27 protein-coding genes are annotated in these 26,275 nt (G+C 71.3%); 17 read left to right on the top strand and 10 right to left on the bottom strand.

Features of this window, described 5'->3' with window-relative positions; genetic code table 11:
• Positions 1-100 precede the first annotated feature (100 nt).
• Complete coding sequence (locus BLW32_RS20780; RefSeq protein ID WP_068521737.1) at positions 101-715, top strand: TetR/AcrR family transcriptional regulator; 615 nt, start codon at positions 101-103, stop codon at positions 713-715.
• Here BLW32_RS20780 and BLW32_RS20775 read toward each other — a convergent pair.
• Together BLW32_RS20775 and BLW32_RS20770 are read right to left on the bottom strand one after the other, a co-directional pair.
• Positions 700-1,074 (bottom strand): hypothetical protein, encoded by a 375-nt coding sequence (locus BLW32_RS20775; protein ID WP_068739592.1) that lies wholly within the window; start codon positions 1,072-1,074, stop codon positions 700-702. The two genes, BLW32_RS20780 and BLW32_RS20775, sit on opposite strands and share 16 nt — an antisense overlap.
• Before the next feature lie 129 nt (positions 1,075-1,203).
• The gene (locus tag BLW32_RS20770) at positions 1,204-1,656 is read right to left on the bottom strand and encodes a PaaI family thioesterase (RefSeq protein WP_068521731.1); all 453 of its coding nucleotides are present in this window, start codon (positions 1,654-1,656) and stop codon (positions 1,204-1,206) included.
• Positions 1,657-1,778: 122 nt separating this feature from the next.
• On the opposite strand from BLW32_RS20770, the gene BLW32_RS20765 reads away from it, so the two are divergent.
• Entirely contained in the window at positions 1,779-2,336 is a 558-nt protein-coding gene (locus BLW32_RS20765; RefSeq protein WP_068739590.1) for a TetR/AcrR family transcriptional regulator, read from the top strand.
• Positions 2,337-2,342: 6 nt separating this feature from the next.
• Here BLW32_RS20765 and BLW32_RS20760 read toward each other — a convergent pair whose 3' ends face one another.
• Together BLW32_RS20760 and BLW32_RS20755 are read right to left on the bottom strand one after the other, a co-directional pair.
• Positions 2,343-2,714, bottom strand: a complete 372-nt coding sequence (locus tag BLW32_RS20760) for a nitroreductase family deazaflavin-dependent oxidoreductase (protein ID WP_225535748.1) — start codon at positions 2,712-2,714, stop codon at positions 2,343-2,345.
• Positions 2,715-2,869: 155 nt separating this feature from the next.
• A complete protein-coding gene (locus tag BLW32_RS20755) occupies positions 2,870-3,472 on the bottom strand; it encodes an LON peptidase substrate-binding domain-containing protein (protein ID WP_082791192.1) in 603 nt (200 codons plus the stop codon).
• Positions 3,473-3,524: 52 nt separating this feature from the next.
• Between BLW32_RS20755 and BLW32_RS20750 the strand changes: the two genes are divergently transcribed.
• Genes BLW32_RS20750 through BLW32_RS20740 form a run of 3 tightly spaced genes read left to right on the top strand, consistent with a single transcriptional unit; the run spans position 3,525 to position 5,599 of the window.
• The gene (locus BLW32_RS20750) at positions 3,525-4,274 is read left to right on the top strand and encodes a maleylpyruvate isomerase family mycothiol-dependent enzyme (RefSeq protein ID WP_068626920.1); all 750 of its coding nucleotides are present in this window, start codon (positions 3,525-3,527) and stop codon (positions 4,272-4,274) included.
• A 50-nt stretch (positions 4,275-4,324) separates the two neighbouring features.
• The gene (locus BLW32_RS20745) at positions 4,325-4,840 is read left to right on the top strand and encodes a TrmH family RNA methyltransferase (protein ID WP_068739586.1); all 516 of its coding nucleotides are present in this window, start codon (positions 4,325-4,327) and stop codon (positions 4,838-4,840) included.
• 18 nt (positions 4,841-4,858) lie between these two features.
• Positions 4,859-5,599 carry a maleylpyruvate isomerase family mycothiol-dependent enzyme gene (locus BLW32_RS20740; RefSeq protein ID WP_068739584.1) on the top strand — a complete coding sequence of 247 codons (741 nt, stop codon included), beginning with the start codon at positions 4,859-4,861 and terminating at the stop codon, positions 5,597-5,599.
• Positions 5,600-5,657: 58 nt separating this feature from the next.
• Here BLW32_RS20740 and BLW32_RS20735 read toward each other — a convergent pair whose 3' ends face one another.
• Complete coding sequence (locus tag BLW32_RS20735) at positions 5,658-6,107, bottom strand: SRPBCC family protein (protein WP_068739582.1); 450 nt, start codon at positions 6,105-6,107, stop codon at positions 5,658-5,660.
• A 140-nt stretch (positions 6,108-6,247) separates the two neighbouring features.
• Here BLW32_RS20735 and nrdF point away from each other — a divergent pair, with 140 nt between their 5' ends.
• From nrdF to BLW32_RS20720, 3 genes are all read left to right on the top strand, one after another.
• Entirely contained in the window at positions 6,248-7,252 is a 1,005-nt protein-coding gene (gene nrdF, locus BLW32_RS20730) for a class 1b ribonucleoside-diphosphate reductase subunit beta (protein ID WP_068521715.1), read from the top strand.
• A gap of 119 nt (positions 7,253-7,371) precedes the next feature.
• Positions 7,372-7,932: a hypothetical protein gene (locus tag BLW32_RS20725; protein ID WP_068739580.1), complete on the top strand. Its 561-nt coding sequence runs from the start codon at positions 7,372-7,374 to the stop codon at positions 7,930-7,932.
• An 81-nt stretch (positions 7,933-8,013) separates the two neighbouring features.
• A complete protein-coding gene (locus BLW32_RS20720; RefSeq protein WP_068739578.1) occupies positions 8,014-8,253 on the top strand; it encodes a DUF1272 domain-containing protein in 240 nt (79 codons plus the stop codon).
• 64 nt (positions 8,254-8,317) lie between these two features.
• Here the strand turns inward: BLW32_RS20720 and ligD are convergent, their stop codons facing one another.
• The 4 genes from ligD to BLW32_RS20700 form a co-directional block, all read right to left on the bottom strand.
• Positions 8,318-9,265, bottom strand: a complete 948-nt coding sequence (ligD, locus tag BLW32_RS20715; protein WP_068739576.1) for a non-homologous end-joining DNA ligase — start codon at positions 9,263-9,265, stop codon at positions 8,318-8,320.
• A gap of 27 nt (positions 9,266-9,292) precedes the next feature.
• Positions 9,293-10,816: an FAD-dependent oxidoreductase gene (locus BLW32_RS20710; protein WP_068739574.1), complete on the bottom strand. Its 1,524-nt coding sequence runs from the start codon at positions 10,814-10,816 to the stop codon at positions 9,293-9,295.
• A gap of 94 nt (positions 10,817-10,910) precedes the next feature.
• Positions 10,911-11,915, bottom strand: a complete 1,005-nt coding sequence (locus tag BLW32_RS20705; protein WP_068523218.1) for an AurF N-oxygenase family protein — start codon at positions 11,913-11,915, stop codon at positions 10,911-10,913.
• 353 nt (positions 11,916-12,268) lie between these two features.
• Complete coding sequence (locus BLW32_RS20700; protein ID WP_068739572.1) at positions 12,269-13,213, bottom strand: TroA family protein; 945 nt, start codon at positions 13,211-13,213, stop codon at positions 12,269-12,271.
• Positions 13,214-13,459: 246 nt separating this feature from the next.
• Here BLW32_RS20700 and ctaD point away from each other — a divergent pair, with 246 nt between their 5' ends.
• Both ctaD and serB read left to right on the top strand, forming a co-directional pair.
• A complete protein-coding gene (gene ctaD, locus BLW32_RS20695; RefSeq protein ID WP_068521706.1) occupies positions 13,460-15,163 on the top strand; it encodes an aa3-type cytochrome oxidase subunit I in 1,704 nt (567 codons plus the stop codon).
• A gap of 87 nt (positions 15,164-15,250) precedes the next feature.
• A complete protein-coding gene (serB, locus tag BLW32_RS20690) occupies positions 15,251-16,480 on the top strand; it encodes a phosphoserine phosphatase SerB (protein WP_068521704.1) in 1,230 nt (409 codons plus the stop codon).
• 21 nt (positions 16,481-16,501) lie between these two features.
• On the opposite strand, the gene glgX is transcribed toward serB, so the two are convergent.
• Positions 16,502-18,646 (bottom strand): glycogen debranching protein GlgX, encoded by a 2,145-nt coding sequence (glgX, locus tag BLW32_RS20685; RefSeq protein WP_068739570.1) that lies wholly within the window; start codon positions 18,644-18,646, stop codon positions 16,502-16,504.
• A 40-nt stretch (positions 18,647-18,686) separates the two neighbouring features.
• Here glgX and BLW32_RS20680 point away from each other — a divergent pair, with 40 nt between their 5' ends.
• From BLW32_RS20680 to BLW32_RS20650, 7 genes are all read left to right on the top strand, one after another.
• A complete protein-coding gene (locus tag BLW32_RS20680; RefSeq protein WP_068521702.1) occupies positions 18,687-19,559 on the top strand; it encodes an ABC transporter ATP-binding protein in 873 nt (290 codons plus the stop codon).
• Entirely contained in the window at positions 19,556-20,176 is a 621-nt protein-coding gene (locus BLW32_RS20675; RefSeq protein WP_068739568.1) for an NUDIX hydrolase, read from the top strand. The genes BLW32_RS20680 and BLW32_RS20675 overlap by 4 nt, the downstream gene beginning before the upstream one ends.
• A gap of 76 nt (positions 20,177-20,252) precedes the next feature.
• Complete coding sequence (locus BLW32_RS20670) at positions 20,253-21,041, top strand: enoyl-CoA hydratase/isomerase family protein (RefSeq protein WP_068739566.1); 789 nt, start codon at positions 20,253-20,255, stop codon at positions 21,039-21,041.
• Positions 21,042-21,153: 112 nt separating this feature from the next.
• A complete protein-coding gene (locus tag BLW32_RS20665; protein ID WP_068521696.1) occupies positions 21,154-22,116 on the top strand; it encodes a class I SAM-dependent methyltransferase in 963 nt (320 codons plus the stop codon).
• A 15-nt stretch (positions 22,117-22,131) separates the two neighbouring features.
• Entirely contained in the window at positions 22,132-23,289 is a 1,158-nt protein-coding gene (locus BLW32_RS20660) for a class I SAM-dependent methyltransferase (protein ID WP_068521694.1), read from the top strand.
• Positions 23,290-23,385: 96 nt separating this feature from the next.
• The gene (locus BLW32_RS20655) at positions 23,386-24,546 is read left to right on the top strand and encodes a pyridoxal phosphate-dependent aminotransferase (protein WP_068739564.1); all 1,161 of its coding nucleotides are present in this window, start codon (positions 23,386-23,388) and stop codon (positions 24,544-24,546) included.
• A gap of 35 nt (positions 24,547-24,581) precedes the next feature.
• Positions 24,582-26,189, top strand: a complete 1,608-nt coding sequence (locus tag BLW32_RS20650) for a helix-turn-helix domain-containing protein (RefSeq protein ID WP_068739562.1) — start codon at positions 24,582-24,584, stop codon at positions 26,187-26,189.
• Positions 26,190-26,275: the final 86 nt, after the last annotated feature.

Raw genomic sequence — 26,275 nt, 5'->3', positions numbered from 1 at the left:
TCCTCCGATCATGTGCGACCGATCGGTCGTAAACATGGCTCGACGGTACGCCCCCGGGCGGCGCCCCGTCCAGGCCGGTCCGCGTGGCTACAGTGAAGGTATGACGAAACCGGCGGCCGGCGACGGCCGGCGCGCGCGTGGCGACGCCACCCGGCGGCTGGTCGCGCGGACCGCGGCCGACGTCGCGACGGTCGACGGGCTGGACGGCATCACCGTCGGAGGCCTCGCCTCGTCGACGGGGGTGAGCAAGAGTGGCATCCTCACCGTCTTCCCCACGCGCGAGGCGATCCAGGTCGCAGCGGTCGCGGAGGCGCGGCGCGTGTACGTCGATGTGGTGATCCGGCCGGCACTGGCGGCCTCGCCCGGCGCGGACCGTCTGCGCGCGCTCCTCGACGCCTGGGTCGGCTACCTCCGTGCCGGCACGTTCCCCGGCGGCTGCTTCGTGACCACCAGCTCCACCGAGTACGGGCACCGAATGGGACCGGTCGCCGACGCAGTGCGGGAACTCAAGCGGGAGTGGCTCGATCTGCTCGAAAGGGAGCTGGCCGCGGCGGGGTCGCCGGACCCCGCGACGGACTGCTTCCGCGTCGACGCCTACCTCGCCGCGGCGAACACGCGTCGCGAACTCTTCGGCGACGACGCGGAGCTCGACCGGGCGCGCGACCTGGCGGCCGCGATCGTCGATGCCGCAGGGGGTTCTCACATCGGCGCGTAGCCGTCCTTGTCGTTGAAGCAGAAGTCGCACGTGTCGCCGTCCTCGCTGCCGAAGTCGGCGAACGCGGCGACCGGTTCGATCGCCGCGCGGGCGCTCGTGGGATCCAACAGAGGCTCTCGGCCCGCACTCAGTGGCTCGAGCGTCGCGAGGCTCGCGTCGAAAGGACAGAAGCCTTCTGCCGGCGTGGCCTCTGCCACCGCCGCTCCGTCGACGAACAGTGTGAACAGATCATGTTCGGGGAAGCCGTGATTGACCCGCAGGACCCACCAGGCACCTTCGTGCCACGCGGCGTACGGGAAGTACCGGAAGCCCGTTCGTCGCCAGGCGGGGTGCGCGGCGCGCACGGCGTCGATGTGCATCAGCGTCCGGTCTCCTCGAGGGCCATGGGGCTCATTCTCGCTCAACCGGGTCGCAACCCCCACCATGCCGGTGAACCCCCGGGTGTCCGGCCGAGTGCCGCTCGTCGACGGCGCTCGGACGGGGCCGGACTACGGCGTGGTCGCGGGGTAGATCAGGCAGGTGGTGGTGCCGTGCGCCACGAGCCGTCCGCGCTCGTCCTCGACCCTGCCTTCCGCCGTCGCGACCTGACGGCCGGCGTGGATCACTCGGCCGGTCGCGGTGAGGCGGACGCCGTCGGTCGGCACGGTGCGGACGTAGTTGACCTTCAATTCGAGGGTGCCGTAGCCGATCCCGGGGCCGAGGGTCGTGTGTACGGCGCAGCCCATCACGGAGTCCAGCAGGGTGGCGCAGATCCCGCCGTGCACGCTGCCGAGGGGGTTCGCGAAATCGGTCCGGGTATCGAGACTGAAGGTGACCTCTCCCTCGTTCACCTCGTCGATGCGCATGCCGAGCAGGCCGCCGATGCCGTGCTCCGCTGCGGGCAATCGTGCTGCGGCCCGGAGCAGTTCGAGTCCGCTGGGAACCTCGGTGGTCGGCGACATGCGAGCTCCTTCGATCGTTCGGAACGGAATCCGTCCCCTGCGAGTATACCGATCGGTATAGTGGCGGATCCGGCGGGTGGTGCGCAAGACTCGCCGGGGCGGACGACCAGTGAGGCGGGCAGATGAGTTCGAGGGACGACCTGATTCGCACCACCATCGAGCTGATGCGTGAGCGCGGTGTCGCCGGTACCGGTATCGCCGACATCCTCGAGGGCAGCGGCCGTTCGCGGCGGACCGTGTACCTCAACTTCCCCGGTGGAAAGTCCGAACTCGTGGACGCCGCGACGCGGACGGCGGGCGGGTACATCACCGGCCTGATCGAGGCGGCGATAGCGAAGTCGACCGGCCGCACCGACATGGTCGAACGAGTCGGTGCGACGTGGCGTCGTGTCTTGGTCTCGTCGGGATTCAGGTCGGGCTGCCCCATCGTCGCCGCAACCTTGGGGAGGCCGGACTCCGGGGCGGCGGCCGATGCGGCCGGGGAGGTGTTCGAGACCTGGATCGCTCTGCTGGCGAACCGATTCGAAGAGGACGGCAGAGGGGCGACGGCCGCGCGCCGGGCGGCGACCACCATCATCGCCGCGATCGAGGGGGCGGTGATCGTGAGTAGCGCGACGCGATCCACGCAGCCGCTCGACGACGTCGAGGCGTCGCTGCTCGCGATGTACGGCGACCGCTAGGCGGAATCAGGGCGCATCGGTGAACGTGATGCGCACGCTGATCGGATCGGAGGCGAGCGCCCGGAACGCGGACGCGGTGACTCCCGCGAGCGCGGCGCTGGGTGCGAACGTCCGCATGCGGGCATGCGTGTCGTCCTCCGGGCGGAAGGCGCCGATGCCCGTGCGCCAGGTCCCGCCCTGCAGGATCCTGACCTCGGGTTCGGCGGTCATGTTGACCGCCCAGCCGGACCGGCGGCCGTGCTGGCTCACGATCCAGGCGCCCTCGTCGTCGAAGGTCGCCGCGACCGGCACTGCGCGGGGCTCGCCGCTCTTCCGTCCGGTGGTTTCCAAGGTGGTCGCGAGCGAGGTGCGCACGCCGAGGCGCTGCAGCCCGCCCACGATCGGATTGGCGATGTATCGCCCGATCAGCCTCTCGCGCTGAAACTTCCGCGCCGCACGTCGCTGCGCAGCCGGATCTGGATGTCGTGACACGGCGGTCCTCTCGATCGGCGCCCACCTACTAGGTAGACCATACGGTCTACTTCGCCGGATCGCTACTGCAGGCGGAATCTCAGCGTCGCGATCACGTCGTCGAGGGCCTCGGTGAGCACCCGCACCCGGTCGGCGGGGCCGGGAGCGGCGAGTGCGCGGTGCCTGTCCACGTCGGACAGCGGCAGAGCCCGGGCGAGGTAGTAGCTGCGCTCCGCGGGGTTCTCGGGGAGCTTGAGCTTCGGCCACGCGCGCGGCCTGCCGCCCTCGCTGCGGGCGAGTCGCGCCGCGAGCCTTTCGATCTCGCCGCGCCTGCTCAACAGTGGGATGAGGTCGACGGCGGGCTGCACCTCGTCCGGCCAGTTCTCCGCCTCCGCGAGGGGATAGGGATCGTCGGGCAGCCACCGCTCGATCCGGACCCGGTCCGTGCCCCGGCAGATCAGCGTGAACTCCCCGCCCGGGCGGCGTACGTACCGGTCGATGAGTGCCACGGTGCCGACGTCGGTGCGCACGTCGCCGCCGCCCACCTCGCTCCCGCGCTCGATGAGGACCACGCCGAACCGGCCGTCGGTCGCGAGGCACTGCTCCACCATCTGCCGGTACCGCGGCTCGAAGACGCGGAGCGGCAGTTCCTCGCCGGGGAGGAGCACGGCACCGAGCGGGAACATCGGCAGTTCGGTCACCGCTACAGCATGCACCGTGCGCGGTATCGTCACCGGCATGACAGGCCCGAACGACTGGCTGGCGGCGCTGGAGCGGGACGGCGGCGCCGTCGCCGCGACCCCGCCGGAGCGCCTGGACCTCGCCGTCCCGACCTGCCCGGGCTGGACGGTGCGCGACCTCATCGTGCACCTCGGAGGCGTGCATCGCTGGGCCGCGACGTTCCTCGCCGAGGGGCCCGCATCGACGAACCGGTTCGCCCCGATCGAGGACGACGCACCCGCCGGGGCGGCCGTGACCGGGTGGTACCGCGACCGCCTCGACGGGCTTCTGGCCGAACTGCACCGGCACGCCGCGGACGAGCCCGCCAGGGCGTTCACGGGCCGCGTCACCGCCGGGTTCTGGATGCGCCGCCAGGCGCACGAGACCGCCGTGCACCGCTGGGACGCCGAGAACTCCTGGAACGCAGCGCTCCCCGTCGAATCCGTCCTCGCGGGAGACGGGATCGAGGAGTGGGCCCAGGTGTTCGCCGGGCGGTTCCTCGCCCGCGGCCCCGGCCTGCCGGACGGGCTCGTCGGGCGGACCGTCCACCTGCACGGCACCGACCGCGACGACGCGGAATGGACCCTGACCCTCGCGCGGGAGTCGCTCGCCCTCGAGCGCGGGCACGCGAAGGGCGACGTCGCGCTGCGCGGCGCCACGTCGGACCTGTACCTCGCGCTCTGGCGCCGCGTGCCCCTCGGCGACCTCACGACGTTCGGCGACGGCACGGTCGCAACGGCATTGCTGGACGCCGTGCAGGTCACGTAACCTGGGCGCATGACGAATCATGGAAGGGGCGCCACGCCTCACACCGTCTGATGGCCGAGCTGCGGGTGAAGTCCCGCTCCGAACTGCGCCGCGCACGGCGGCGTCAGGGCCACTCCTGTTGGGACCACCTCATCGTCGCCCCGCTCTGGGCGCAGCACGGCGCGAACCTCGGAACCCTGCTGCGCACCTGCGACGCCGTCGGCGCGTGCATGGCGGTGCCGTCGCACGACTGGGTGAAGAACGCACTGCGCAAGGGCAATACGCTGCCCGGCCCCAGTTGCATCCACCGCGTCGGCAACCCGCAGAACTGGCTCCTCGCACAGCGCGAACGCGGCTCGCACATCATCGGCGTGGAGCTGGCCGAGGGCGCGACGCGCTTGGGCGACCTGCCGCCGGCCCGGGGGCGTACCGTCGTCGTGCTCGGGCACGAGTTCTCCGGTATTCCCAGCGATACCCTGCACCTGCTCGACGAGGCGGTCGAGATCCCGATGATCGGGCGGGGCGCGAGCCTCAACGTCGCGGTCGCGGGGTCGCTCGTGCTGTATCGCCTCGCGGGTCTGGCCTGAGTTCGTAGTGTCAGGGGTATGACAGCTCAGCTCTGGCTCGACTCCATCGCCGCCGACGGTGCCCGCATCGCCGCCATCGACCCCGCACACCTCGCGCTCCCCGTCCCCAGCTGCCCCGGGTGGACGGTGCGCGAGGGCGTCGTCCACACGGCCGGCGCTCACCGCTGGGCCACGGCCTTCCTGCAGGCGGGACCGGATTCGAAGGAGCGCTTCATCCCCGACGTCTCCGACGCGCCGGACGGCGACGCCGTCCTCGGGTGGTACGCGGGCGTCAACGCCGCCCTGGTCGACGAGCTGCGCCGGCACGAGCCCGACGAGCCCGCGCGCGCCTTCATCGGTCGGACCGTCGCCGCGTTCTGGATGCGGCGGATGACGCAGGAGGTCTCCATCCACCGGTGGGATCTGCAGAACTCCCTGCCCGACGGTGCGGAGCCCCTCTCGGCGTGGACCGCCGCCGACGGCATCACCGAACTGACGCAGATGCAGATCCCGCTCATCGTCGGCAAGAAGGGGCTGCCCGAGGCGCTCGTGGGAAAGGTGATCGCGATCGAGGCGACCGACACGGGGGACAGGTGGACGCTGCGGCTGCGCGCCGACGGGATCGACGTCCTCGACGAGCCGGTTCCGGCGGAGGTGACGCTGCGCGGCACCGCCTCGGACCTGGACCTGGTGCTGTGGCGCCGGGCCGAGCCCGGCACCGTCGACCTGGAGGGCGAACGGGCCGTGCTGGACGGGTTGCTCGACGTTGTGATCATCTGAGCTGCGCTGTGCGGTGGATAGTGCCCGCTCAGCGGCGAAATTCCACCGCAGGGCGCGGCTAGGAGCCGGGGCGCTCCAGGTACCGCTTCATATCGGCGAGGTCGGCCTCCACCGCCTTGCGCACCGAGCCCGCGAGGGGCTTGGTGAGGACGGCGAGGATGCGGCTGACCGTCGTGGTCGGTTCGCCGCCGAAGGTCATCGTGACGCGGGTTCCGGCACCGTCGTCCTCGAAGCGGAACTCGGTGCGATACCGGACCCCGGGACCGTCGGCCTCGACGGTGTAGCCCGACGGGGCGTCGAACGCGGTGATCTCCATCTCCTCGGTGGCGGCGCGGCCGTACATGCGGCGCGTCTCGCGCCAGCGGGTGCCGAGGCCCGTGCGGACGTCGGAGACGAAGTCGACGCTCTCGATGCCGGACATGCGTGCCGGGGCGTTCTCGATGTCGGCGAACGCCGCGAACACCGCGGTGCGCGGCGCGGCGACGGTGACCGTGGTGGTGATCCGCATGCGCGGAGGCTATCCGGCGGCCCCGACACGCGACACGCCGAACTGGCGCGATGCACTAGGTCTTGCGATTCCCGGACTTGTCGGCCCCAAGGGGTAGTGTCATCAGCGTAGAAATCCAGCTCCGCGAAAACCGAGGTGTCATGTCTGAAACCGCCGCTCACAGCCCCGCCGACGGAGCTCCGCTCAAGCTGGTCAGCCGGGTGTCGGCGATCAACTGGAACCGGGTGCCGGACGAGAAGGACGCCGAGGTCTGGGACCGGCTGACGGGTAACTTCTGGCTGCCCGAGAAGGTGCCGGTCAGCAACGACATCCCGTCGTGGGGCACGCTCACCGACCACGAGAAGCAGCTCACCATGCGGGTCTTCACGGGTCTCACGCTGCTCGACACGATCCAGGGCACCGTCGGCGCGGTCTCGCTGATCCCGGACGCGATCACTCCGCACGAGGAGGCGGTGTACACCAACATCGCGTTCATGGAGTCGGTGCACGCGAAGAGCTACAGCTCCATCTTCTCCACGCTGTGCAGCACCCGCGAGATCGACGACGCCTTCCGCTGGTCGGAGGAGAACGAGCACCTGCAGCGCAAGGCGTCCATCGTCATGGACTACTACCGCGGCGACGACCCCCTCAAGCGCAAGGTCGCCTCGACGCTGCTCGAGTCGTTCCTGTTCTACAGCGGCTTCTACCTGCCGATGTACTGGTCGTCGCGCGCCAAGCTCACCAACACGGCCGACATGATCCGCCTGATCATCCGCGACGAGGCCGTGCACGGCTACTACATCGGCTACAAGTTCCAGCGCGGCCTGGAGACGCAGACGCCGGAGCGTCGCGAGGAGATCAAGGACTACACGTTCGACCTGCTCATGGAGCTGTACTCGAACGAGGAGGACTACACCGAGTCGCTGTACGACGAGGTCGGTCTCACCGAGGACGTCAAGAAGTTCCTGCGGTACAACGCCAACAAGGCGCTGATGAACCTGGGCTACGAGGCCCTGTTCCCCAAGGACGCCACCGACGTGAACCCCGCGATCCTCTCCGCCCTGTCGCCCAACGCCGACGAGAACCACGACTTCTTCTCCGGTTCCGGTTCGTCGTACGTGATCGGCAAGGCCGTCAACACCGAAGACGAGGACTGGGACTTCTGATCCCGGACGGCGTCGACGAGACCCGCCCACGTGCGAGCCTGTGGTGGCTCGTCGGGGCGGGTCTTCTCGTTCTCGCGTTCATCTTCGTTCCGAGGGCGGTCTACGGCACCGACGCCGATGTGCGGGCCGTCCGCGAGTTCCCTCCGTGGCTCCTCGGTGGCCGCGCGGAGCTCTCGGCGGGGCTGCAGTCGCTGGTCGACGACTGGTTCGGATTCCATCTGATCAAAGCGGTGTGCGCCGGACTTCTCGTGGCGCTCGCGATCTCCGTCGGGCACCGCGCGCTCGCGCTGATACCGACGGTGCTGCTCATCGCCAACGTACAAGGTGTGGTGGCGCCCCTGTCGTCGGCGTTCTCGCTGCTCGACCCGGTTCGACTGCGCGACGGGGAGCCGGGGCGAGCGCTCGCTCAGATGCGCACCGAGCTGCGAGCGACGCCGTCCGGGCCGGTCCAGTCGCTGGTCGACGACTTCGCGCGGTACCACGTGGCGGTCGTGGTCATGGCCGGCGTGCTGACCGCGGTGCTGGTGGTCTTCGCGGTCCGCGCGTGGCGGCAGGACCGTCGCCGGTGGGCGGCGGCGACGCTCGCGGCGGCCGTCGTCGCCGGGGTGGTCACTGCCGCGAACATCACGAACACTCTCGATCCCGTTCGTGGGCTGCTCGACTTCGTCGGCGGCTCCTAGCGGTTCCGGCGGGGGCATCCTGGGGATTCGTGCGCCGGAACCGCAGGGAACTGGGACAGTAGCGGGAGGAACGGGGGAGCGATGCTGGAGATCAGGCCGAACTGCGAGTGCTGCGGACGCGACCTCGCGCCGGACGCGCGCGACGTGCTCATCTGCACCTTCGAATGCACGTGGTGCGCGGACTGCAACGCCGACAAGCTGCACGGCACGTGCCCCAACTGCGGCGGCGAGCTCGTCCGCCGCCCCATCCGCCCCGCGGCGCTGCTCGAAGCCCATCCCGCCTCGACGGTCCGCGTCGTCAGCGACTCCTGCAGGGCGTGACCCACGGCGATTGAACACCGTTTCCGTCGGCGAAAGCCCAGGTCGCGATGAACAGAAACGGTGTTCAATCGGCGAGGGGGAGGTCGTCGCGGTCGGCCCACTCGACGAGGGTGTCGAGGGAGAAGGCCTCGTCGTCGATCTGCGCGTGCAGGTCGCCGAGGTCGGCGAAGCGCGCCGGGAGGGTGCGGATCGTGAAGTCGTCCGGGTGCACGTCCGGCACCTCGTCCCACGTGATCGGGGCCGATGCGGTGGCGATCGGGGTGCCGCGCAGCGAGTACGCGCACGCGATGGTGTGATCGCGGGCGTTCTGGTTGTAGTCGAGGAACACCGCCGAGGGGTCGCGGTCCTTCCGCCACCACACCGTCGTCACGTCCGACGGTGCCCGGCGCTCGACCTCCCGAGCGAAGGCGAGGGCGCACCGTCGGACCTCCGAGAACGTCCACCGGGGCTCGATCCGCACGTACACGTGCAGGCCGGAACCACCCGAGGTCTTGGGGAACCCGCGGATGCCGAGCTCGTCCAGGACCTCGCGCACGACGCCCGCCACCCGTTGCACGCGGGACCACGAGCAGTCGGGCATCGGGTCGAGGTCGATGCGCCACTCGTCGGGGTGCTCCAGGTCGCCGGCCCGGCAGTTCCACGGGTGGAACTCGACCGTCGACATCTGCGCCGCCCAGATCACCGAGCCGAGCTCGGTCACGACCACCTCGTCGGCGGTGCGGCCGAACCGCGGGAAGTAGATCTCCACCGTCTCGAGCCAGTCGGGCGCGCCGGCGGGGATCCGCTTCTGGTGCACCTTCGCCCCGTCGACGCCCTTCGGGTAGCGGTGCAGCATCGTCGGGCGGTCGCGCAGTGCCCGGACGATGCCGGGCCCCACGGACTCGTAGTACCGCACGACGTCGAGCTTCGTCGCGCCGATCTGCGGGAAGTAGACGCGCTCCGGGCTGGAGACGCGCACGACCCGGTCGCCGACGGTCAGCTCGACCGGTTCGCCGTTCGCGGAGGAGGCCACGGCGCTGAGATTACGCGTGGGGAGGGGCTACGCGCCGAGGATGCGGCCCAGCGGACGCTTGCGCTTGCCCGAGGGGCGGCCCTTCACCACGCCGGCGACGACGTCCTCGGCGAACTTCTCCACCGTCTCCTGCGAGTCGGTCTTGTTCGTGCCGATGAAGCCGTTGGGGCCGCGCTTGATCCAGCCCGTGACGTACACGCCGGGGAGCGGCGCACCGTCGTCCCCGAGGACCCGGCCGGCCTCGTTCGGCAGCACCGCGCGGCGGTCGTCGAAGGGCAGGCCCGGCACCGGCACGCCGCGGTAGCCGACGGACGTGAACACCATGCCGACGGGCAGGTCGATCGCCTCGCCGGTGACGGTGTGCTTCGCGTGCAGAACCAGGCCGTCGTCGGTCGCCTCGATCGACTCGGGCGTGGTCAGGAAGCGCAGCCTGATGCGGCGCGGCGCGTCCGACTGGGTCTCCAGCGACTCGAGGAGCTGCAGCTTGTGCCCGATCAGCTCGGAATCGCTGCCCGCGACGATGGTCTCGGCGACGTCGGGGTCCGGGTGCACGATGACGGTGCGCTCGTCGGCGAGACCGAGGGCCTCGGGCAGGGTGAAGGCGGCGTGCTCGGGGCCGCGGCGGGCCACGATCACCACCTCTTCCACCTTCGACTCGCGCAGCGCGGCGAGCGCGGCGGGGGAGATGGTGGTGCCCTCGAGCTCCTCGGGCTCGGCCGTGAGGATGCGGGCCGCGTCCAGCGCGACGTTGCCGTTGCCGATGACGACGATGCGGTCGTGCGTGAGGTCGACGGCGTCGCCCTTGTGCTCGGGGTGGCCGTTGTACCAGGCGACGAAGTCGGTGGCGCTCCGGACGCCTGCCAGGTCCTCGCCGGTGATGCCGAGCTTCTTGTCGGTGCTGGCGCCGACGGCGACGACGATCGCGTCGTGGCGCTTCCGCAGCTCCTCGAGGCTGATGTCGCGCCCGATCTCGGTGTTCAGGTGGATCCGGAAGTTCGGGTCGGCGGCGACCTTGTCGAACAGCCCCGAGACCTTGCGGGTGCGGGTGTGGTCGGGGGCGACGCCGAAGCGGGCCAGGCCGTACGGCGTGGACAGCTTCTCGTAGACGTCGACGGTGACGCCCGGGTAGCGGAGCAGCTCGTCGGCCGCGTACATCGCCGCGGGGCCGCTGCCGATCACGCCGACGCTGATGACGGTGCCCGACGGGATCGGAAGGACCTTCGGCGGCACGGTGTGCGCCATCGGCGGCCGGCTGCGCTCCTGCGGATTCGGGCCGCCGAGCGAGGAGTTGGCCGGGTCGGCGGCCGCGAGCGAGCGATTGAGCTCGATGTAGACCTTGTGCTCCTCGGGCAGGCGGTGCGCCGGGCCGATGGCGTCGACGGGGCACGCCGTCACGCAGGCGCCGCAGTCGACGCAGGTGGTGGGATCCACGTACAGCATCTCGGCCGTGGCGAAGCCCGGCTCGTCGGGCGTCGGATGGATGCAGTTCACCGGGCAGGCGAAGGTGCACGACGCGTCGCTGCAGCAGGACTGGGTGATGACGTGGGGCATTGAGGGAACTCCTCCGGGGTGTTCGCATCCGGGCCGGGATACGGGTCCGGCTCGGCGGGTGACCGCCGAGCCGGATATTCGGGGTGGTTCGAGACTACTGCGCGGCGTACGACGGCTCGCTGCGGAATCGCGAGGTCCGGCCGTGAATTCCCAGGGCGCGCCACAGCAGGCGGGAGACCGGGTTCATCAGGTTCGTGCGCTCCGCGAGCAGGCGGACGTCACCGAAGATCTCCTGACGCATGGCCTTCGACTCCGGCGAGCGCCAGAAGATGTCCTTCTTCACCGAGCGCGGGATGTCGAACGTGTCCCAGAACTGCTTCGGCGGGACCATGATCGCGCCGAGCAGGATGCGCATCACCAGCGGCATCGCCAGCGACAGGAGGAAGCGGGGGACCGGGCCGCGGGTGGGCACCTTGTGCTCGAGCAGCTGGTGCGCGAACGAGATGTGGCGAGCCTCCTCGGCCACGTGGATCTGCATCACCGACGTCATCGCGGGGTGCTGCGTATCGGCCGAGCGCAGGAACTGCTTCTGCAGGTGGTCGATCGGCTCCTCGCCGGCCAGCACGCCCATGTAGAAGATGTTCGGGAAGGTGGTGGCCGCCAGCGGGATGATCGGCGACAGGCGGCGGAACCACCACGCGCCGCCGGGGACGTCCATGCCGACACGGTTGACGAACTCCTGGAACATCAGCGTGTGCTGGCACTCCTCCTTCGCCTCGTGCGTGGCGTAGCGGAACTCGGGGGAGTTGTTCGGCTGCACGGCGGTGTACTGCATGATGCCGCGGATCAGGATCGACTCGAACTGCAGGCCGACCTTGGCGACGTTCGCCTGGCGCCACATGCCGATCTCGATCTGCTTCGCCAGCGGCTGCTCCTGGTACCAGGGGTGGCGGCCGATCGGGTCGAAGCGCGGGTTGCACACCCAGCGCGGGTCGTCGGGGACGATCGCCAGCTCGGGGGAGTCCCAGTCGATGTCGACGTAGGGATCGAAGTTCCGCCGGACCGAGGCCTCGGAGAGGTCGTTCAGCGTCTGCTCGTACTCGGCCTGACCGGGGAACGAGCGGCCGCGCATGCGGGCCATGTGGGTCACCCGGGGCATGTTCAGCAGGGCCATGATGGATCCTTTCCTGGCTCCCTCGACCGGCTCGTACCTGGTGTTTCTTCCGTGACCCTGTGGGAAATCCCACAGGCGTCTGTGCTGGTAGAAGCCGTGTATGAGATTGAATCGCCTTCAGGCTATCACTTGAAACAAGCATGAATGAAGGGTCTCCGGCCACCAATCCGTGAACAGGTGTACACCGAGCTCTGGGCCAGCGGTTTTACCCGACGCATGTGAGAGGCGTCACGGAGGAACGTTCGCGTTCCTGGCCTGTTCGGAGGTGTGGCAATCGCCGGCAGACACCTGCGCCCCGCCGGGATCCGACGGGGCGCAGGTCTGGGACGGGGGCAGGCCTAGGAGGAGGCCTTGATCGTGTTGTTCACGTCGTGCAGCACGATGCCGGCTGCGACGGGGCCGCCCGCGGAGAACCACGCGGAGTCCTCGACCAGGAGTTGTCGCTTGGCGACGACCGCGCGGAGCTGCTTCCAGGGCTTCGTCGTCATCACGGCCATGCCGTGTTCGCGGCCCTTGTCGCCCTCGTAGCCCACGTAGATGAGGTCGGCGTCGGCGGCCGAGACGTCGTCGCCCGACATCTCCACGGCCTCGGGCTTGCGCTGCGGCTCGGGCCGCACGACCTTGAGGTCCGCGAGGACCTGCGCCGCGAGCGGCGCGGTGCCCAGGGCGAGGTTCTTGCCGTCCGCGGTGAAGCGGACCAGGGAGACGGTGTTGTGCACCGCGTCGATCTTCACGGACTTCTCCGCCGCGTCGCGCTGGTAACGGTCCAGCACGGCCCGCGCCTCGGTGGGCATCCGCACGGCGTCGGCCAGGGCGAGGAAGCTGCGGCGCCAGTCCGCCGACGGTGCCGGGACGGTCACCGTCCGGCCCGCGCGACGGTTCGCCTCGGCGGACTGCTCGGTGCCTACCGCGATGTCGGCCCGCGCACCGTCGGCCAGCTTCGGGACCTTCGCGAGGGTCGCGCCGAGGTAGGACGGGGCGTCGCCGCCGACGGCCTTGACCCGGTTCTGCAGCCCGAGGGCGCAGAGCCCGTCGAGGAGGGTCGGGTCGGCGACCACGATCGCCGCCGGGGCGGGGCCGCCGGTCACGGGGGCCGCGCAGGCCTCGTCGGCCTTGCGGTCGAGGCCGATGATGTTGGCCGACGCCAGCCGCGTGGTCGTCGTGGAGATCGAGGCGAAGGGCTGCTGGATCGGCTCCGAGCCGCCGCACGCGGTGAGCACCGAGCCGGCGACGACGGCGAGCGCGATCGCGGCGCCCGCCCTGGTTGTTCCGACCCTGTTCACGGCAGCTGTCCTCACCTGTAGTTCCGACAGTGCGCCACGGTAGCAGCAGCGGCCTTTCCGGCCGGTTCCGCGACGCGAGTACGACGCAGAGTAGGACCGCGGGGACAAGCCCGGGGGCGAGGGGCTACGCTTACCCCACAAGGGTGGCGTCCGCCGTGAGCGAACACCGCCCGAAAGACCTGATTGAAGAGGCCGTACGCCGGTACCGACAGCCGCGGTATCGAAAGGCCCAGGGCAGGAGGATTTGTGACCGCGCAAGCGCATCGTCCGGCAGTCGAGGTGACCGCCGCACGTCCGTATCCGCAGCGGACCGGGCCCAAGGGCTCGTTCATCTACAAGCTGGTCACGACGACCGATCACAAGACGCTGGGCATCATGTACATCGTCACGTGCTTCGCGTTCTTCCTCATCGGTGGCCTGATGGCGCTCCTGATGCGCGCCGAGCTGGCCAACCCGGGCCTGCAGTTCCTCTCCACCGAGCAGTTCAACCAGCTGTTCACCATGCACGGCACCGTGATGCTGCTGCTGTACGCGACGCCGATCGTCATCGGCTTCGCCAACTTCGTGCTGCCGCTGCAGATCGGCGCGCCCGACGTCGCCTTCCCGCGCCTGAACGCCTTCGGCTACTGGCTGTTCGTCTTCGGCGCCATCATGGTGATCGCCGGCTTCATCACGCCCGGCGGCGCGGCCGACTTCGGCTGGACCGCGTACACCCCGCTGACCGACGCCCTCCACTCGCCCGGCCCCGGCGCCGACCTGTGGATCATGGGCCTCGCGGTCGGTGGTCTCGGCACCATCCTCGGCGCCGTCAACATGGTCACCACCGTGATCTGCATGCGCGCCCCCGGCATGACGATGTTCCGCATGCCGATCTTCACCTGGAACATCCTGGTGACCTCGCTGCTGATCCTGCTGGCCTTCCCGCTGCTGACCGCCGCGCTCATGGGCCTCGAGGTCGACCGCCAGTTCGGCGCCCACATCTACGACCCCGCCAACGGCGGCGTCATCCTGTGGCAGCACCTGTTCTGGTTCTTCGGCCACCCCGAGGTCTACATCATCGCGCTGCCCTTCTTCGGCATCGTCTCCGAGATCTTCCCCGTGTTCAGCCGCAAGCCGATCTTCGGCTACAGCGGCCTGGTCCTGGCCACGCTGGCCATCGCGGCTCTGTCGGTCGCGGTGTGGGCGCACCACATGTACGCCACCGGCGCGGTGCTGCTGCCCTTCTTCAGCTTCATGACCTTCCTCATCGCGGTGCCGACCGGTGTGAAGTTCTTCAACTGGATCCTCACCATGTGGAGAGGGCAGATAACGTTCGAATCGCCGATGCTGTTCTCGATCGGCTTCATCGTGACCTTCCTCTTCGGTGGCCTGACCGGCGTGCTCCTCGCGTCGCCGCCGCTCGACTTCGCGGTGTCCGACACGTACTTCGTCGTGGCGCACTTCCACTACGTGCTCTTCGGCACCATCGTGTTCGCGACCTACGCCGGCATCTACTTCTGGTTCCCGAAGATGACGGGCCGCATGCTCGACGAGGGCCTGGGCCGCTGGCACTTCTGGCTCACCTTCATCGGCTTCCACATGACCTTCCTGGTGCAGCACTGGGTCGGCGCCGAGGGCATGCCGCGCCGCTACGCGGACTACCTCGACACGGACGGCTTCACGACGCTGAACCAGATCTCGACGGTCGGCGCGTTCATCCTGGGCGCCTCGACGCTGCCCTTCGTGTGGAACGTCTTCAAGAGCTACCGCTACGGCGAGGTCGTCACGGTCGACGACCCGTGGGGCTTCGGCAACAGCCTCGAGTGGGCCACCAGCTGCCCGCCGCCGCGGCACAACTTCACCGAGCTGCCGCGCATCCGCTCCGAGCGCCCCGCGTTCGAGCTGCACTACCCGCACATGGTCGAGCGCATGCGCACCGAGGCCCACTCGGGCCCCGGCAAGGGCCACTAGCGCAGGCCCCTGCTCCACACCGAACGGCGTCTCCCTCCGCGGGAGGCGCCGTTCGGCGTTCCACCAGGCGGCGACTACGATTTCCCCGTGCACGAAGCGACTTCGGATCCCACGATCCTCATCACCGTGACCGGCGGCGACAAGCCCGGCGTCAGCTCGGTCCTGTTCGGGGTGCTGGCCCGCAACGAGGTCAGCGTCCTCGACGTCGAGCAGACCGTCATCCGCGGCCGGCTCACCCTCGGGGTGCTCGCCGCGGTGCACGGCGACCCCGAGCACGTGCAGGAGCTCGTCGAGCAGGCCATGGCCACCGTCGGTATGGACGTCGCGGTGGAGATCACCGCCGAGCAGCCGCCCCGTCCGCCCGTGCCCACGCACGCCGTCGTGCTGCTCGGCGCGCCCGTCAGCGCTCGCGCGCTCTCCGCCCTCGCGACCGCCCTCGCCGGGCGTGACGTCAACATCGAGTCGATCGCCGGTGTCGCCGACTACCCCGTCACGGCGCTCGAGCTCATGGTGACGGTGCCCGGCGGTGCCGACGAGGTCGCCTTCCGCGCCGAGCTCGCGGCCGTCGCCAAGGAACAGGGCGTCGACATCGCGACCTCCCGCGCGGGCATCGCACGGCGCTCCAAGCGGCTCATCTGCTTCGACGTGGACTCCACCCTGGTGCAGGGCGAGGTCATCGAGATGCTCGCCGCGCGCGCCGGCAAGGAGGCCGAGGTCGCGGCGGTCACCGAGGCCGCGATGCGCGGCGAGCTCGACTTCGAGCAGTCGCTGCACGCCCGCGTGGAGAACCTCGCCGGCCTGCCCGCGTCCGTCATCGACGACGTCGCCGCCGGGCTGCAGCTGACCCCGGGCGCGCGCACCACCATCCGCACGCTCAAGCGCCTCGGCTACCGCTGCGGCGTGGTCTCCGGCGGCTTCACCGCCGTCATCGAGCCACTCGCGCAGGACTTGGAGCTCGACTTCGTCCGCGCCAACACCCTCGAGGTGGTCGACGGAGTGCTCACGGGCCGCGTGATCGGGGAGGTCGTCGACCGGCCCGGCAAGGCCCGCGCGCTGCAGGAGTTCGCCGACACCTTCGGCGTGCCGGTCGAGGAGACCGTCGCCGTCGGCGACGGCGCGAACGACATCGACATGCTCTCCGCCGCCGGCCTGGGGGTCGCGTTCAACGCGAAGCCAGCGCTCCGCGAGGTCGCCGACGCGGCGCTCTCGTACCCGTACCTCGACGCCGTCCTCTTCGTGCTCGGCGTGACCCGCGACGAGATCGAGGCCGCCGACGCCGTCGACGGCAGCGTGCGCCGCGTGCCCATCGACGGCTGAGCAGGCCGACGGCCGGTCGGCTCAGACCTGCTGGAAGGCGAGCACCGTCGGGCCGGAGACCGTGATCTCCGCCCGCGACGGGTACACCGTGCGGCCCGCCGGTTCGCCCGTCGGCAGGGTGGTGTCGACGATGAGCTCCCAGTCGTGCGTGCACGATTCGGGTCCGCCCAGCACCACGGTCGCCTCGCCGCCCGCGTGCCAGATGATGAGCGCGTCCTTCTCCGCGACGGCGGCGTCGCGCCCGGGCGCGCGGACGTCGGAACCGTCGACCCACGCCTGCAGCGTGCGCTCCTCCGGCGACTGCCAGTCCTCTCCCGGCATCTCGGTGCCGTCGGCGCCGAACCAGGCGAGGTCGGGCTCGCCGTCGCGCGTCGCGCGACCGTCGAAGAACTCGTGCTGGCGCAGCACCGGCGCCGCCCGCCGCACGGCCGCCACCCGCGCCACGAAGGCCGTCAGGTCGGCGTCGGCGGCGTCCCAGTCCACCGCGAAGGCGTCGGCCGCGGGGGTGCCCTCGGGTACGCAATAGGCGTTGTTGTTGCCGTACTGGGTGTGGCCGAGCTCGTCACCGCCGAGCAGCATCGGCGTGCCGGTGGAGAGCAGCAGCGTGGCCAGGAGTGCCCGGACGTGCGCCGCGCGTGCCGCGAGGATCGCGGGATCGGTGGTGCCGCCTTCGAAGCCGTGATTCACGGAGTGGTTGTTGTCGGTGCCGTCGCGGTTGTTCTCGCCGTTGGCCTCGTTGTGCTTGCGCTCGTAGCTCACCAGGTCACGGGCGGTGAAACCGTCGTGGGCGGTGATGAAGTTGATCGACGAGAAGGGCGTGCGGCCCTGCGCCCCGAACAGGTCCTGGCTGCCCGAGACGCGTGACGCGAGCGCCCCGACGGTCGCGCCGCCGGCGAAGAAGTCGCGGACGGTGTCGCGGTAGCGGTCGTTCCACTCGGCCCACACGGGCGGGAAGCCGCCCACCCGGTAGCCCTCGCCCGTGGCGTCCCAGGGCTCGGCGATGAGCTTGCGGGTCGACAGGATCGGGTCCGCCGCGATCGCCGTCAGCAGGGGTGCGCGGTGGTCGAACGGGATCACCGGCCCCTGCGGCCCCGTCCCGGTGCGGCCGCGGCCGAGGACGCTCGCGAGGTCGAACCGGAAGCCGTCGACGCCGAACGCGCCCGCGAAGTGCCGCAGGCTGTCGAGAACCATCCGCACGGCCGCGGGGGAGGCGCAGTCGACGGTGTTGCCGCAGCCCGTGTAGTCGAGATCCTCACCGTTCTCGAGTAGGTAGTAGCCGGGCGCGTCGAGTCCGCGCCAGGACAGCGACGGCCCCGCCACGGACTCCTCGGCGGTGTGGTTGTAGACCACGTCCATGAGCACCTCGAGGCCCGCGGAGTGCAGCGCGGACACCATCTCCGCGAACTCCTCGACCTCCTGGCCGTCTCGCGCCGCGTACCGCGGGTCCGGTGCGTAGTAGGCCCCCGTCGAGTAGCCCCAGTGGTTGCGCATCCCGCGGTCGCGCACGCCCGGCTCGGTGAGACAGGCCTGCACGGGCAGCAACTCCACCGCGGTGACGCCGATGCGCCGCAGGTGCTCGATCACCGCCGGCTGCGCGAGCCCCAGGTAGGTGCCGCGCAGGTCCTCCGGGACCCCCGGGTGCCGCGCGGTGTACGAGCCGACGTGCACCTCGCAGATCACCGTCCGGTCCCAGGGGACGCCCGGCCCGGGCTCCGGCGCCGGCGGCGCCCCCGTGACCACGGACAGCGGGATGTCGGGCAGCGAATCCGTCTCCGACGGTCCGCCGTCCTCCCCGTACGGCAGGAGGGCCGCGCCGTCGCCGAGGGCACCGTCGAGCCGGCGGGCGTAGGGGTCGACGAGGGCCTTGTGCTCGTTGAACCGCAGTCCGTTCTCGGGTTCCCAGGGGCCCGCGGCGCGCAGGCAGTACCGGGTGCCCTCGCCGATCCCGGCGACGAAGCCGTGGTGCACGCCGGCGGTCTGCGCGGGCAGTCGGAGGCGCTGTTCGGTGCGCGCCCCCGCATCGTCGGTCTCGATCAGGCACACCCAGACGTCGGTGGCGCGCGGAGCGTGCACGGCGAAGTTCACGCCGCCGGGCTGCGGAGCGGCGCCGAGGGGGTGCGCGGCGCCGGGGGTGGGGGAGCGGTGGTCTGTGGACACGGGGACCATCCTGCCAACCGCGGCCGGTCCCGTGCGGCAGGATGGTGATGTGTCCGATCCCGTCGCCGCCTCCAGCGCGCCCGCCCCCGACTCCGCCGCCGAACCCGACCAGGACCTGGTGATCGACTTCCGCGGCGTGAGCCTGCGGCGCGACAGCCGAACCCTGGTGGGCCCCATCGATTGGCGCGTCGAGTTGGACGAGCGGTGGATCGTCATCGGCCCCAACGGCGCCGGCAAGACCTCACTCATGCGGCTCGCCTCCGCGCAGGACTTCCCCAGCGCGGGCACCGCCCACATCCTGGGCGAGGTGCTCGGTAAGACCGTCGTGCAGGACCTCACCGCGCGGATCGGCGTGTGCTCGGCGGCCCTCGCGTCGCGCGTCCCGGACGACGAGCTGGTGACCGACCTCGTGGTCTCCGCGGGCTACGCCGTGCTCGGCCGGTGGCGCGAGCGCTACGACGAGGTCGACATCGGCCGCGCCGTCGACGTGCTCGAGTCCATGGGGGCCGAGCACCTCGCGAACCGCCGCTTCGGCACGCTGTCCGAGGGGGAGCGCAAGCGCGTGCTGATCGCCCGCGCCCTCATGACCGACCCCGAGCTCATGCTGCTCGACGAGCCCGCCGCGGGCCTCGACCTCGGCGGCCGCGAGGAGCTCGTCGCCCGGCTCGACACCCTGGCGCAGGATCCCGACGCGCCGGCCACCGTGCTGGTGACGCACCACGTCGAGGAGGTGCCGCCGGGCTTCACCCACGCGCTGATGCTCAAGGAGGGCGGCGTCGTGGCGCAGGGCCTCATCGGCGACGTGCTCACCGCCGAGGTGCTCTCGGAGACCTTCAGCCAGCGCATCCTGCTCGACGAGGTGGACGGCCGGTTCTTCGCCCGCCGCGCCTCGCGCCCCGGACGCCGGAGGCTGCAGGCATGAGCGGGCAGGGCGCCGAGCATCGGCGCGACCTCGCGGACGTCCCCATCCGGCCCGCGGCCACCGTCCTGCTGCTGCGGACGGCACCGTCGGGGCTGGAGGTCTTCGTGCAGACCCGCGCGAGCGGGATGGAGTTCGCGCCCGACGTGACGGTCTTCCCGGGCGGCGGTATCGAGCCGTCGGACGGCGACGACCTGCGGGTGACCGCGGCGCGGGAGACGCACGAGGAGTGCGGCGTGCGCGTGCACCCGGACGACCTGGTGCCGTTGTCGCGCTGGGTGACCCCGCCCGGGCGGCCCCGCCGGTACGACACGATGTTCTACCTGGCCGCGCTGCCCGCGGGGCAGGAGGCGACGTGCGTGACCACCGAGGCCGTGTCGGCGGGCTGGCACGCGCCGCAGGCCGTGATCGACGCCTGGCTCGCGGGGCGCAACAAGCTCATGGCGCCCACCTATTCGCAGCTGTTCCAGTTGCTGCCCTTCGACACCGTCGAGGACGTGCTGGGCTGGGCCGCGGAGGCCGCGGACCTCGCGCCCGTCGCCATCGTCGACGGCATGACCCGCGAGGAGCGACGGTTCCCGGGGTGGGCCGAGTACGCCGAGGGCTCGACGATCTACTGACGCGACGCTAGGCCGCTCGCGCGAATTTACGTGGACGTCCAACTAAATTTTCGGGCACCCGGTAGCCTCTGGGGTCATGACTGAATTCGTGACCCTCGAGACCTCCGACGAGCACCCCGGCATCGGCACGATCCGCCTGAACCGCCCGCCGATGAACGCCATCAACTCGCAGGTCCAGGACGAGCTCATCGCCCTCGCCGCCGAGGTGAACAAGCGCGACGACATCAAGGCCGTCGTCGTCTACGGCGGCCCGAAGGTCTTCGCGGCCGGCGCCGACATCAAGGAGATGCAGGCGATGGGCTACACGGACATGAGCGAGGCCATCAAGCTGCTCCAGGGCGGCCTCTCGGCGATCGCGTCGATCACCAAGCCGACCGTCGCCGCCATCACCGGCTACGCCCTCGGCGGCGGCCTCGAGGTGGCCCTCGGCGCCGACCGTCGCATCGTCGGCGACAACGCCAAGGTCGGCGTCCCCGAGATCCTGCTCGGCGTGATCCCCGGCGGCGGCGGCACGCAGCGCCTCGCCCGCCTGGTGGGCCCGGCCAAGGCGAAGGACATGGTCTTCACGGGCCGCTTCGTCGGCGCCGAGGAGGCCCTGCAGATCGGCCTCGTCGACGAGGTCGTCGCCCCCGACGACGTCTACAACGCCGCCCTGACGTGGGCGAAGCAGTTCTCGGGCGCCGCCTCGCAGGCGCTGCGCGCCGCCAAGCAGGCCATCGACCAGGGCCTCGACACCGACCTGAACACCGGTCTCGCCATCGAGCGGCACCTCTTCGCCGGCCTCTTCGCGACCGAGGACCGCACCATCGGCATGACCTCGTTCATCGAGAACGGGCCGGGCAAGGCGAAGTTCGTCGGCAAGTAACCCGGGGGAGTCGGCGCCGACCCGCGGCGGCAGAACGTGTTCTCATCACGCGGGTTGGCGGTGATCTGACCGGGCGGTAACCTGACGGGAACAATCTTCTCGAAAGGCCTTCATGACCGACCAGCAGCCGGCCCCCAACCCGCACGCCACGGCGGACGAGGTTGAGGCCGCATTCTCCGATACGAAGCTCGCCCAGGTGCTCTACCACGACTGGGAAGCCGAGACGTACGACGAGAAGTGGCACATCAGCTTCGACGAGCGGTGCATCGACTACGCCCGCGACCGTTTCGAGGCCGCCACCGGCGGGGAGAACGAGAAGCCCTACGGCCGCGCCCTGGAGCTGGGCTGCGGCACCGGCTTCTTCCTGCTCAACCTCATGTCGGCGGGGGTCGCGGAGACCGGCTCGGTCACCGACCTCTCGCCCGGCATGGTGAAGGTCGCGCTGCGCAACGGCGAGGCCCTCGGCCACACCGTCGACGGCCGCGTCGCCGACGCGGAGACCATCCCGTACGACGACAACACCTTCGACCTGGTCGTCGGCCATGCCGTGCTGCATCACATCCCCGACGTGGAGCAGTCGCTGCGCGAGGTGCTCCGCGTGCTCAAGCCGGGCGGCCGGTTCGTGTTCGCGGGCGAGCCCACCACCATCGGCGACTTCTACGCCCGTTGGCTCGGCCGGATCACCTGGGGCATCACGACCAAGGCGACCAAGCTGCCGTTCCTCGCGGACTGGCGTCGCCCGCAGGCAGAGCTCGACGAGTCCTCGCGCGCCGCGGCGCTCGAGGCCGTGGTCGACATCCACACCTTCGACCCGGACGCGATGGAGGCCATGGCGGCCCGCGCCGGCGCCGTCGAGGTGGAGGCCACCACCGACGAGTTCACCGCCGCCTTCCTCGGCTGGCCCGTGCGCACCTTCGAGGCGGCCGTGCCCCCGGAGAAGCTGGGCTTCGGCTGGGCCGGTTTCGCCTTCGGCGGATGGAAGAAGCTCTCCGCGCTCGACGAGGCCGTGATGCGCCGCGTCGTGCCGCGCAAGTTCTTCTACAACCTGGCCATCACGGGCATCAAGCCCGAGTAGTCCGGGCTCGCCGGGTTGGACGGGGCCGATCTCGCCTATCTCCGCACGGCCGACGGCACCGCAGCCGTCGCCGCGGCGGATCGGCTCGCGCTGACCGACGGCACCCTCCTGGCCGATGTCGGGACGGTGCGCGGCATCGCCGGCGTGCATGCCGCCGCCGTGATCGAGCAGGTGCGGGCCCGTCGCCGCGCGGCCGCCAAGCTCGGCGACGTCGACGGCTGGCTGCTCACCGATGAGGCGGTGCAGCAGGCCACCCCGGCGGCGGTCGCGGAGCACCGCGCCCGCCGTCTCGCGTGGCTCTCCGTGCACGACGTGACGTGCTCCATCGGCGCGGAACTGCGCGCACTGGTGCAGGTCTGCCCGCGGGTCGTCGGCAGCGACCTGGACCCGCTGCGCGCCCGGATGGCGGCGCACAACGTGCCGCGCGCGCTGGTCTACGTGGCCGACGCGCTGACGCCCACCACCACCGCCGACGTCGTCATCGCCGACCCGGCGCGCCGGGCGGGCGGGCGGCGGATCGTCGACCCCGAGCAGATGTCGCCCGCGCTCTCGGCCCTGCGCGCCGCGTACGCCGGGCGGTCGCTGGCTGTGAAGACCGCGCCGGGCATCGACTACGACGGTCTGCGGCGGCGCGGCGACTTCGACGGGGAGGTCGAGATCGTCTCGCTCGACGGCGGCGTCCGCGAGGCCTGCCTGTGGTCCGGTCCCGTCGCGGTCCCCGGGCTCACCCGCGCGACGGTGCTGCGCGCCTCCGGCGCGGGCGGCTACGAGGTCTTCTCCACCGATCCGCACGACGTGGATCCGGAGCCCGCGGGGAAGTACCTCATCGAGCCCGACGGTGCCGTCATCCGCGCCGGCCTCGTGCGGCACTACGCCGGGCGGCACGGGCTGTGGCAGCTCGACCCGCACATCGCCTACCTGTCCGGCGACGCCGTGCCCGCGGGGCAGCGCGGCTTCGAGATCCTCGAGCAGCTGAAGTTCTCCGAGAAGGCGCTGCGCGCGGAGCTGCGGGCGCGCGACGTCGGCGCCGTGGAGATCCTCACCCGCGGTGCCGGCGTCGACCCCGACGTCCTGCGCAAGCGGCTCAAGCTCCAGGGCTCGCAGCCGATGACCGTCGTGATCACCCGCATCGGCCGCGAGGTCGTGGCGTACCTGACCCGCCCGACCCGCTGACCGTCGTCCGAAACCCCCTGATTTCCGGGCCGGGCCGACGTATTCGCGTCGTGACGGAGTACGACGCCGGTTTCGGAAGCGGCCGGGCGTGAAACGATGGAGCGCATGCAGGAAGCACGGCGGTCCGATGTCGAGATGTTCCACGTCATGGACGTGCTGGCTGCGGCGGCGCGGCGCCGGGAGACCCACGGCGACGTGATCTCGCTGGCCGCGGGCCAGCCCAGTGCGGGGGCGCCGAAGCCGGTGCTCGCCGCCGCGCACGCGGCGCTGGACGCGGGGCCGCTCGGCTACACCGAGTCGATGGGCATCGCGCCGCTGCGCGAGACGATCGCCGCGCACTACGGCCGGGCCTACGGACTGGACGTCCCGTCGGAGGCCGTGGCCGTGACCACCGGCTCGTCGGGCGCGTTCACGCTGATCTTCCTCGCCGCTTTCGACGCGGGAGACACCGTGGTCATGGCGCGGCCCGGCTACCCCGCGTACCGGAATACGCTGAAGGCGTTGGGCTGCGAGGTCGTGGAGCTCGACTGCGGCGCCGACACCCGCTTCCAGCCGACGGTCGCGATGCTGGAGGCGCTCGACACCCCGCCGAAGGGGCTCATCGTCGCGAGCCCGGCGAACCCGACCGGGACGATCCTGGCACCGTCGGAGCTCGCGGCCCTGGCGCGCTGGTGCGAGGCGCACGGCACGCTGCTCATCTCCGACGAGATCTATCACGGCGTGAGCTACGGCCGGCCCACGTCGTGCGCGTGGGAGACCTCGCGCGAGCAGGTGGTGATGGGCTCGGTGTCGAAGTACTTCGCCATGACCGGCTGGCGGCTCGGCTGGATGTTGCTGCCCGAGTACCTGCGACGCCCCGTCGAGCGGCTCACCGCGAACATGACGATCTGCCCGCCGGCCATCAGCCAGTACGCGGCGGTCGCCGCCTTCTCCGACGGGGCGCGGGTGGAGCTGGACGCGCACGTCGCCGGGTACGCGCGCAACCGCGAAGTGGTTCTCGCGGGCCTGCGGGAACTGGGCGTCACCGAGGTCGCGCCGCCCGACGGGGCCTTCTACGCCTATGCCGACATCGGCCACCTCACCGACGACTCGCTCGCCTGGTGCGCGCGCGTCCTCGACGAGACGGGCGTCGCGATCACCCCGGGCCTGGACTTCGACACCGTGCGCGGCCGGCGGACCATCCGGCTCAGCTTCGCCGGCGCGACCGCCGAGATCGAGGAGGCGTTGCACCGCCTGCAGCCCGTGTTCCGACACTGAGTGTCATATCCGGTGATCCATGTCACACTGTGGGGGTGGAGACCTCCCCGCACCGCCCGGTGATCGCGGCCTCGTGGCTGCGCTCGGACCGCGCGGGCCTGCGCCCCGACGCGCACCCGGACCCCGAGATCGGCGCCATCGAGGCCGCGGACACGCTGCTCGACGCCGCGCGTCCGGTCCTCGCCCGGGCCGCCACCGCGCTCAGCGGATCCAACACGGCGCTGCTCCTCGTGGATCACCGCTCCCGCCTGGTCTCCCGCGTGACGGCCGACCTGACGCTGGAACGCCGCCTCGAGGGCCTGGGCGCCATCGCCGGCGCGGCGTTCGGTGAGGGGGAGATGGGCACTACGGCGCTCGGCACGCCGCTCGAGGTGCGCGGCGACGTGGCGATCAACGGCGCCGAGCACTACCTCGAGCAGTTCCGCACGCTGAGCTGCTTCGGACGCCCGATCATCCACCCCGCGACGCGACGGCTCGCCGGCGTCATCTGCATGGCGGAGATCGCGGACCGGATCAACCCGCTCTCGATCCCGCTGGTCCGCGGCCTCGTCGACGACATCTCGGGACGGTTGCTCGACCGCTCCCACGCCTCGCACCGCGCGGTCATCGCCGCCTATCAGCGCGCGGCGCGACGCCGGGACGTCGCCGTCGCCGCGATCGGCGACGACCTCCAGCTCACCAACGCCGCCGCCGCGCAGCTGCTCGCCCCCGGCGACTTCGGCACGCTCCGCCTGTTGCTCGCCGACGGCGCGCCGCGCACGGCCGTGCTCACGCTCGTCTCGGGCGTCGTCGCCGACGTCGCGGTCAGCAGGCCCGACGGCGCGCCGCACGCCGCGGTCTTCCGGCTCCGTCCGCGCCCCGACGGACCGTCCGCGCCGGTCATCGCCCCGCGGCCCGCGACGGCGCCGACCGTCGCCGTGAGCGGTGAGCCCGGCACCGGCCGGAGCACCCGCGCCATGACCTGCGTCGCCGAGGACGCGCACACCGTCCTCGACGTCGCGGGCGCGATCCTCGCGGGCCGCGAGCCCGACATTCCCGCGCTGCTCCGCGCGTGCCGCGAGGCGGGCCGGGGCCTCGTCGTCGACGGGGCGGACCTCCTCGACGAGCGCTCCGCGCTGCTGCTGCACGCCGCCGTCGCCGCGCCGGCGGGCCCCGGGGTGTCCGTCGTGGTCGTGACCGGACCGGCGGAGTCGCTGTCGCCCGCGGTCGGCGCGCTGGTCGCGTGCTGCCGGCGACGGATCGTGCTCCCGCCGCTGCGGGAGCGGGCCACGGAGATCGCCTCGCTCGGGCACGGCATCGTCGCTGCGGTGGACCCGCGCCTGGAGCTCGGCGCCGACGCCGCAGACGCCCTGCTCTCGCAGGAGTGGCCGGGCAACCTCGCCGAGCTGTCGATGGTGCTCACCGAGGCGGCGGGCGCCGTCCTCGCGCGGGGCGGGCGCACCGTCACCGCCGCGGACCTGCCGGCCGAGTACCGCGGCTCGACCCGCGCCGCCCGGCTGCGGGGGATGGAGCAGGCGGAGCGCCAGGCGATCCTCGCGGCCCTCGCGGCCGCCGACGGCAACAAGAGTCGCGCGGCCACTGCGCTCGGCATCAGCCGCACCACCCTGTACGCCCGCATCCGGGCGCTCGGCATCCGGGGCTGACGGGTCGTTCCCACAGGTCGGCCGGGGTTCGCGGCCGGCCACGTGCGGTGACCGTCCACCCGGAGTGTCCAGTTTCCGAACACGGC

This window comes from Tsukamurella tyrosinosolvens, assembly GCF_900104775.1.
Classification (GTDB): Bacteria; Actinomycetota; Actinomycetes; order Mycobacteriales; family Mycobacteriaceae; genus Tsukamurella; species Tsukamurella tyrosinosolvens.
This window is presented reverse-complemented; position numbering and strand designations above follow the sequence as displayed.

Coding starts and splice junctions, on each gene's coding strand:
- BLW32_RS20780 (WP_068521737.1), top strand. CDS start 101: ATGACGAAACCGGCGGCCGGCGACGGCCGGCGCGCGCGTGGCGACGCC.
- BLW32_RS20775 (WP_068739592.1), bottom strand. CDS start 1,074: ATGCACATCGACGCCGTGCGCGCCGCGCACCCCGCCTGGCGACGAACG.
- BLW32_RS20770 (WP_068521731.1), bottom strand. CDS start 1,656: ATGTCGCCGACCACCGAGGTTCCCAGCGGACTCGAACTGCTCCGGGCC.
- BLW32_RS20765 (WP_068739590.1), top strand. CDS start 1,779: ATGAGTTCGAGGGACGACCTGATTCGCACCACCATCGAGCTGATGCGT.
- BLW32_RS20755 (WP_082791192.1), bottom strand. CDS start 3,472: ATGTTCCCGCTCGGTGCCGTGCTCCTCCCCGGCGAGGAACTGCCGCTC.
- BLW32_RS20750 (WP_068626920.1), top strand. CDS start 3,525: ATGACAGGCCCGAACGACTGGCTGGCGGCGCTGGAGCGGGACGGCGGC.
- BLW32_RS20745 (WP_068739586.1), top strand. CDS start 4,325: ATGGCCGAGCTGCGGGTGAAGTCCCGCTCCGAACTGCGCCGCGCACGG.
- BLW32_RS20740 (WP_068739584.1), top strand. CDS start 4,859: ATGACAGCTCAGCTCTGGCTCGACTCCATCGCCGCCGACGGTGCCCGC.
- BLW32_RS20735 (WP_068739582.1), bottom strand. CDS start 6,107: ATGCGGATCACCACCACGGTCACCGTCGCCGCGCCGCGCACCGCGGTG.
- nrdF (WP_068521715.1), top strand. CDS start 6,248: ATGTCTGAAACCGCCGCTCACAGCCCCGCCGACGGAGCTCCGCTCAAG.
- BLW32_RS20720 (WP_068739578.1), top strand. CDS start 8,014: ATGCTGGAGATCAGGCCGAACTGCGAGTGCTGCGGACGCGACCTCGCG.
- BLW32_RS20710 (WP_068739574.1), bottom strand. CDS start 10,816: ATGCCCCACGTCATCACCCAGTCCTGCTGCAGCGACGCGTCGTGCACC.
- BLW32_RS20705 (WP_068523218.1), bottom strand. CDS start 11,915: ATGCCCCGGGTGACCCACATGGCCCGCATGCGCGGCCGCTCGTTCCCC.
- glgX (WP_068739570.1), bottom strand. CDS start 18,646: ATGGTCCCCGTGTCCACAGACCACCGCTCCCCCACCCCCGGCGCCGCG.
- BLW32_RS20675 (WP_068739568.1), top strand. CDS start 19,556: ATGAGCGGGCAGGGCGCCGAGCATCGGCGCGACCTCGCGGACGTCCCC.
- BLW32_RS20670 (WP_068739566.1), top strand. CDS start 20,253: ATGACTGAATTCGTGACCCTCGAGACCTCCGACGAGCACCCCGGCATC.
- BLW32_RS20665 (WP_068521696.1), top strand. CDS start 21,154: ATGACCGACCAGCAGCCGGCCCCCAACCCGCACGCCACGGCGGACGAG.
- BLW32_RS20655 (WP_068739564.1), top strand. CDS start 23,386: ATGGAGCGCATGCAGGAAGCACGGCGGTCCGATGTCGAGATGTTCCAC.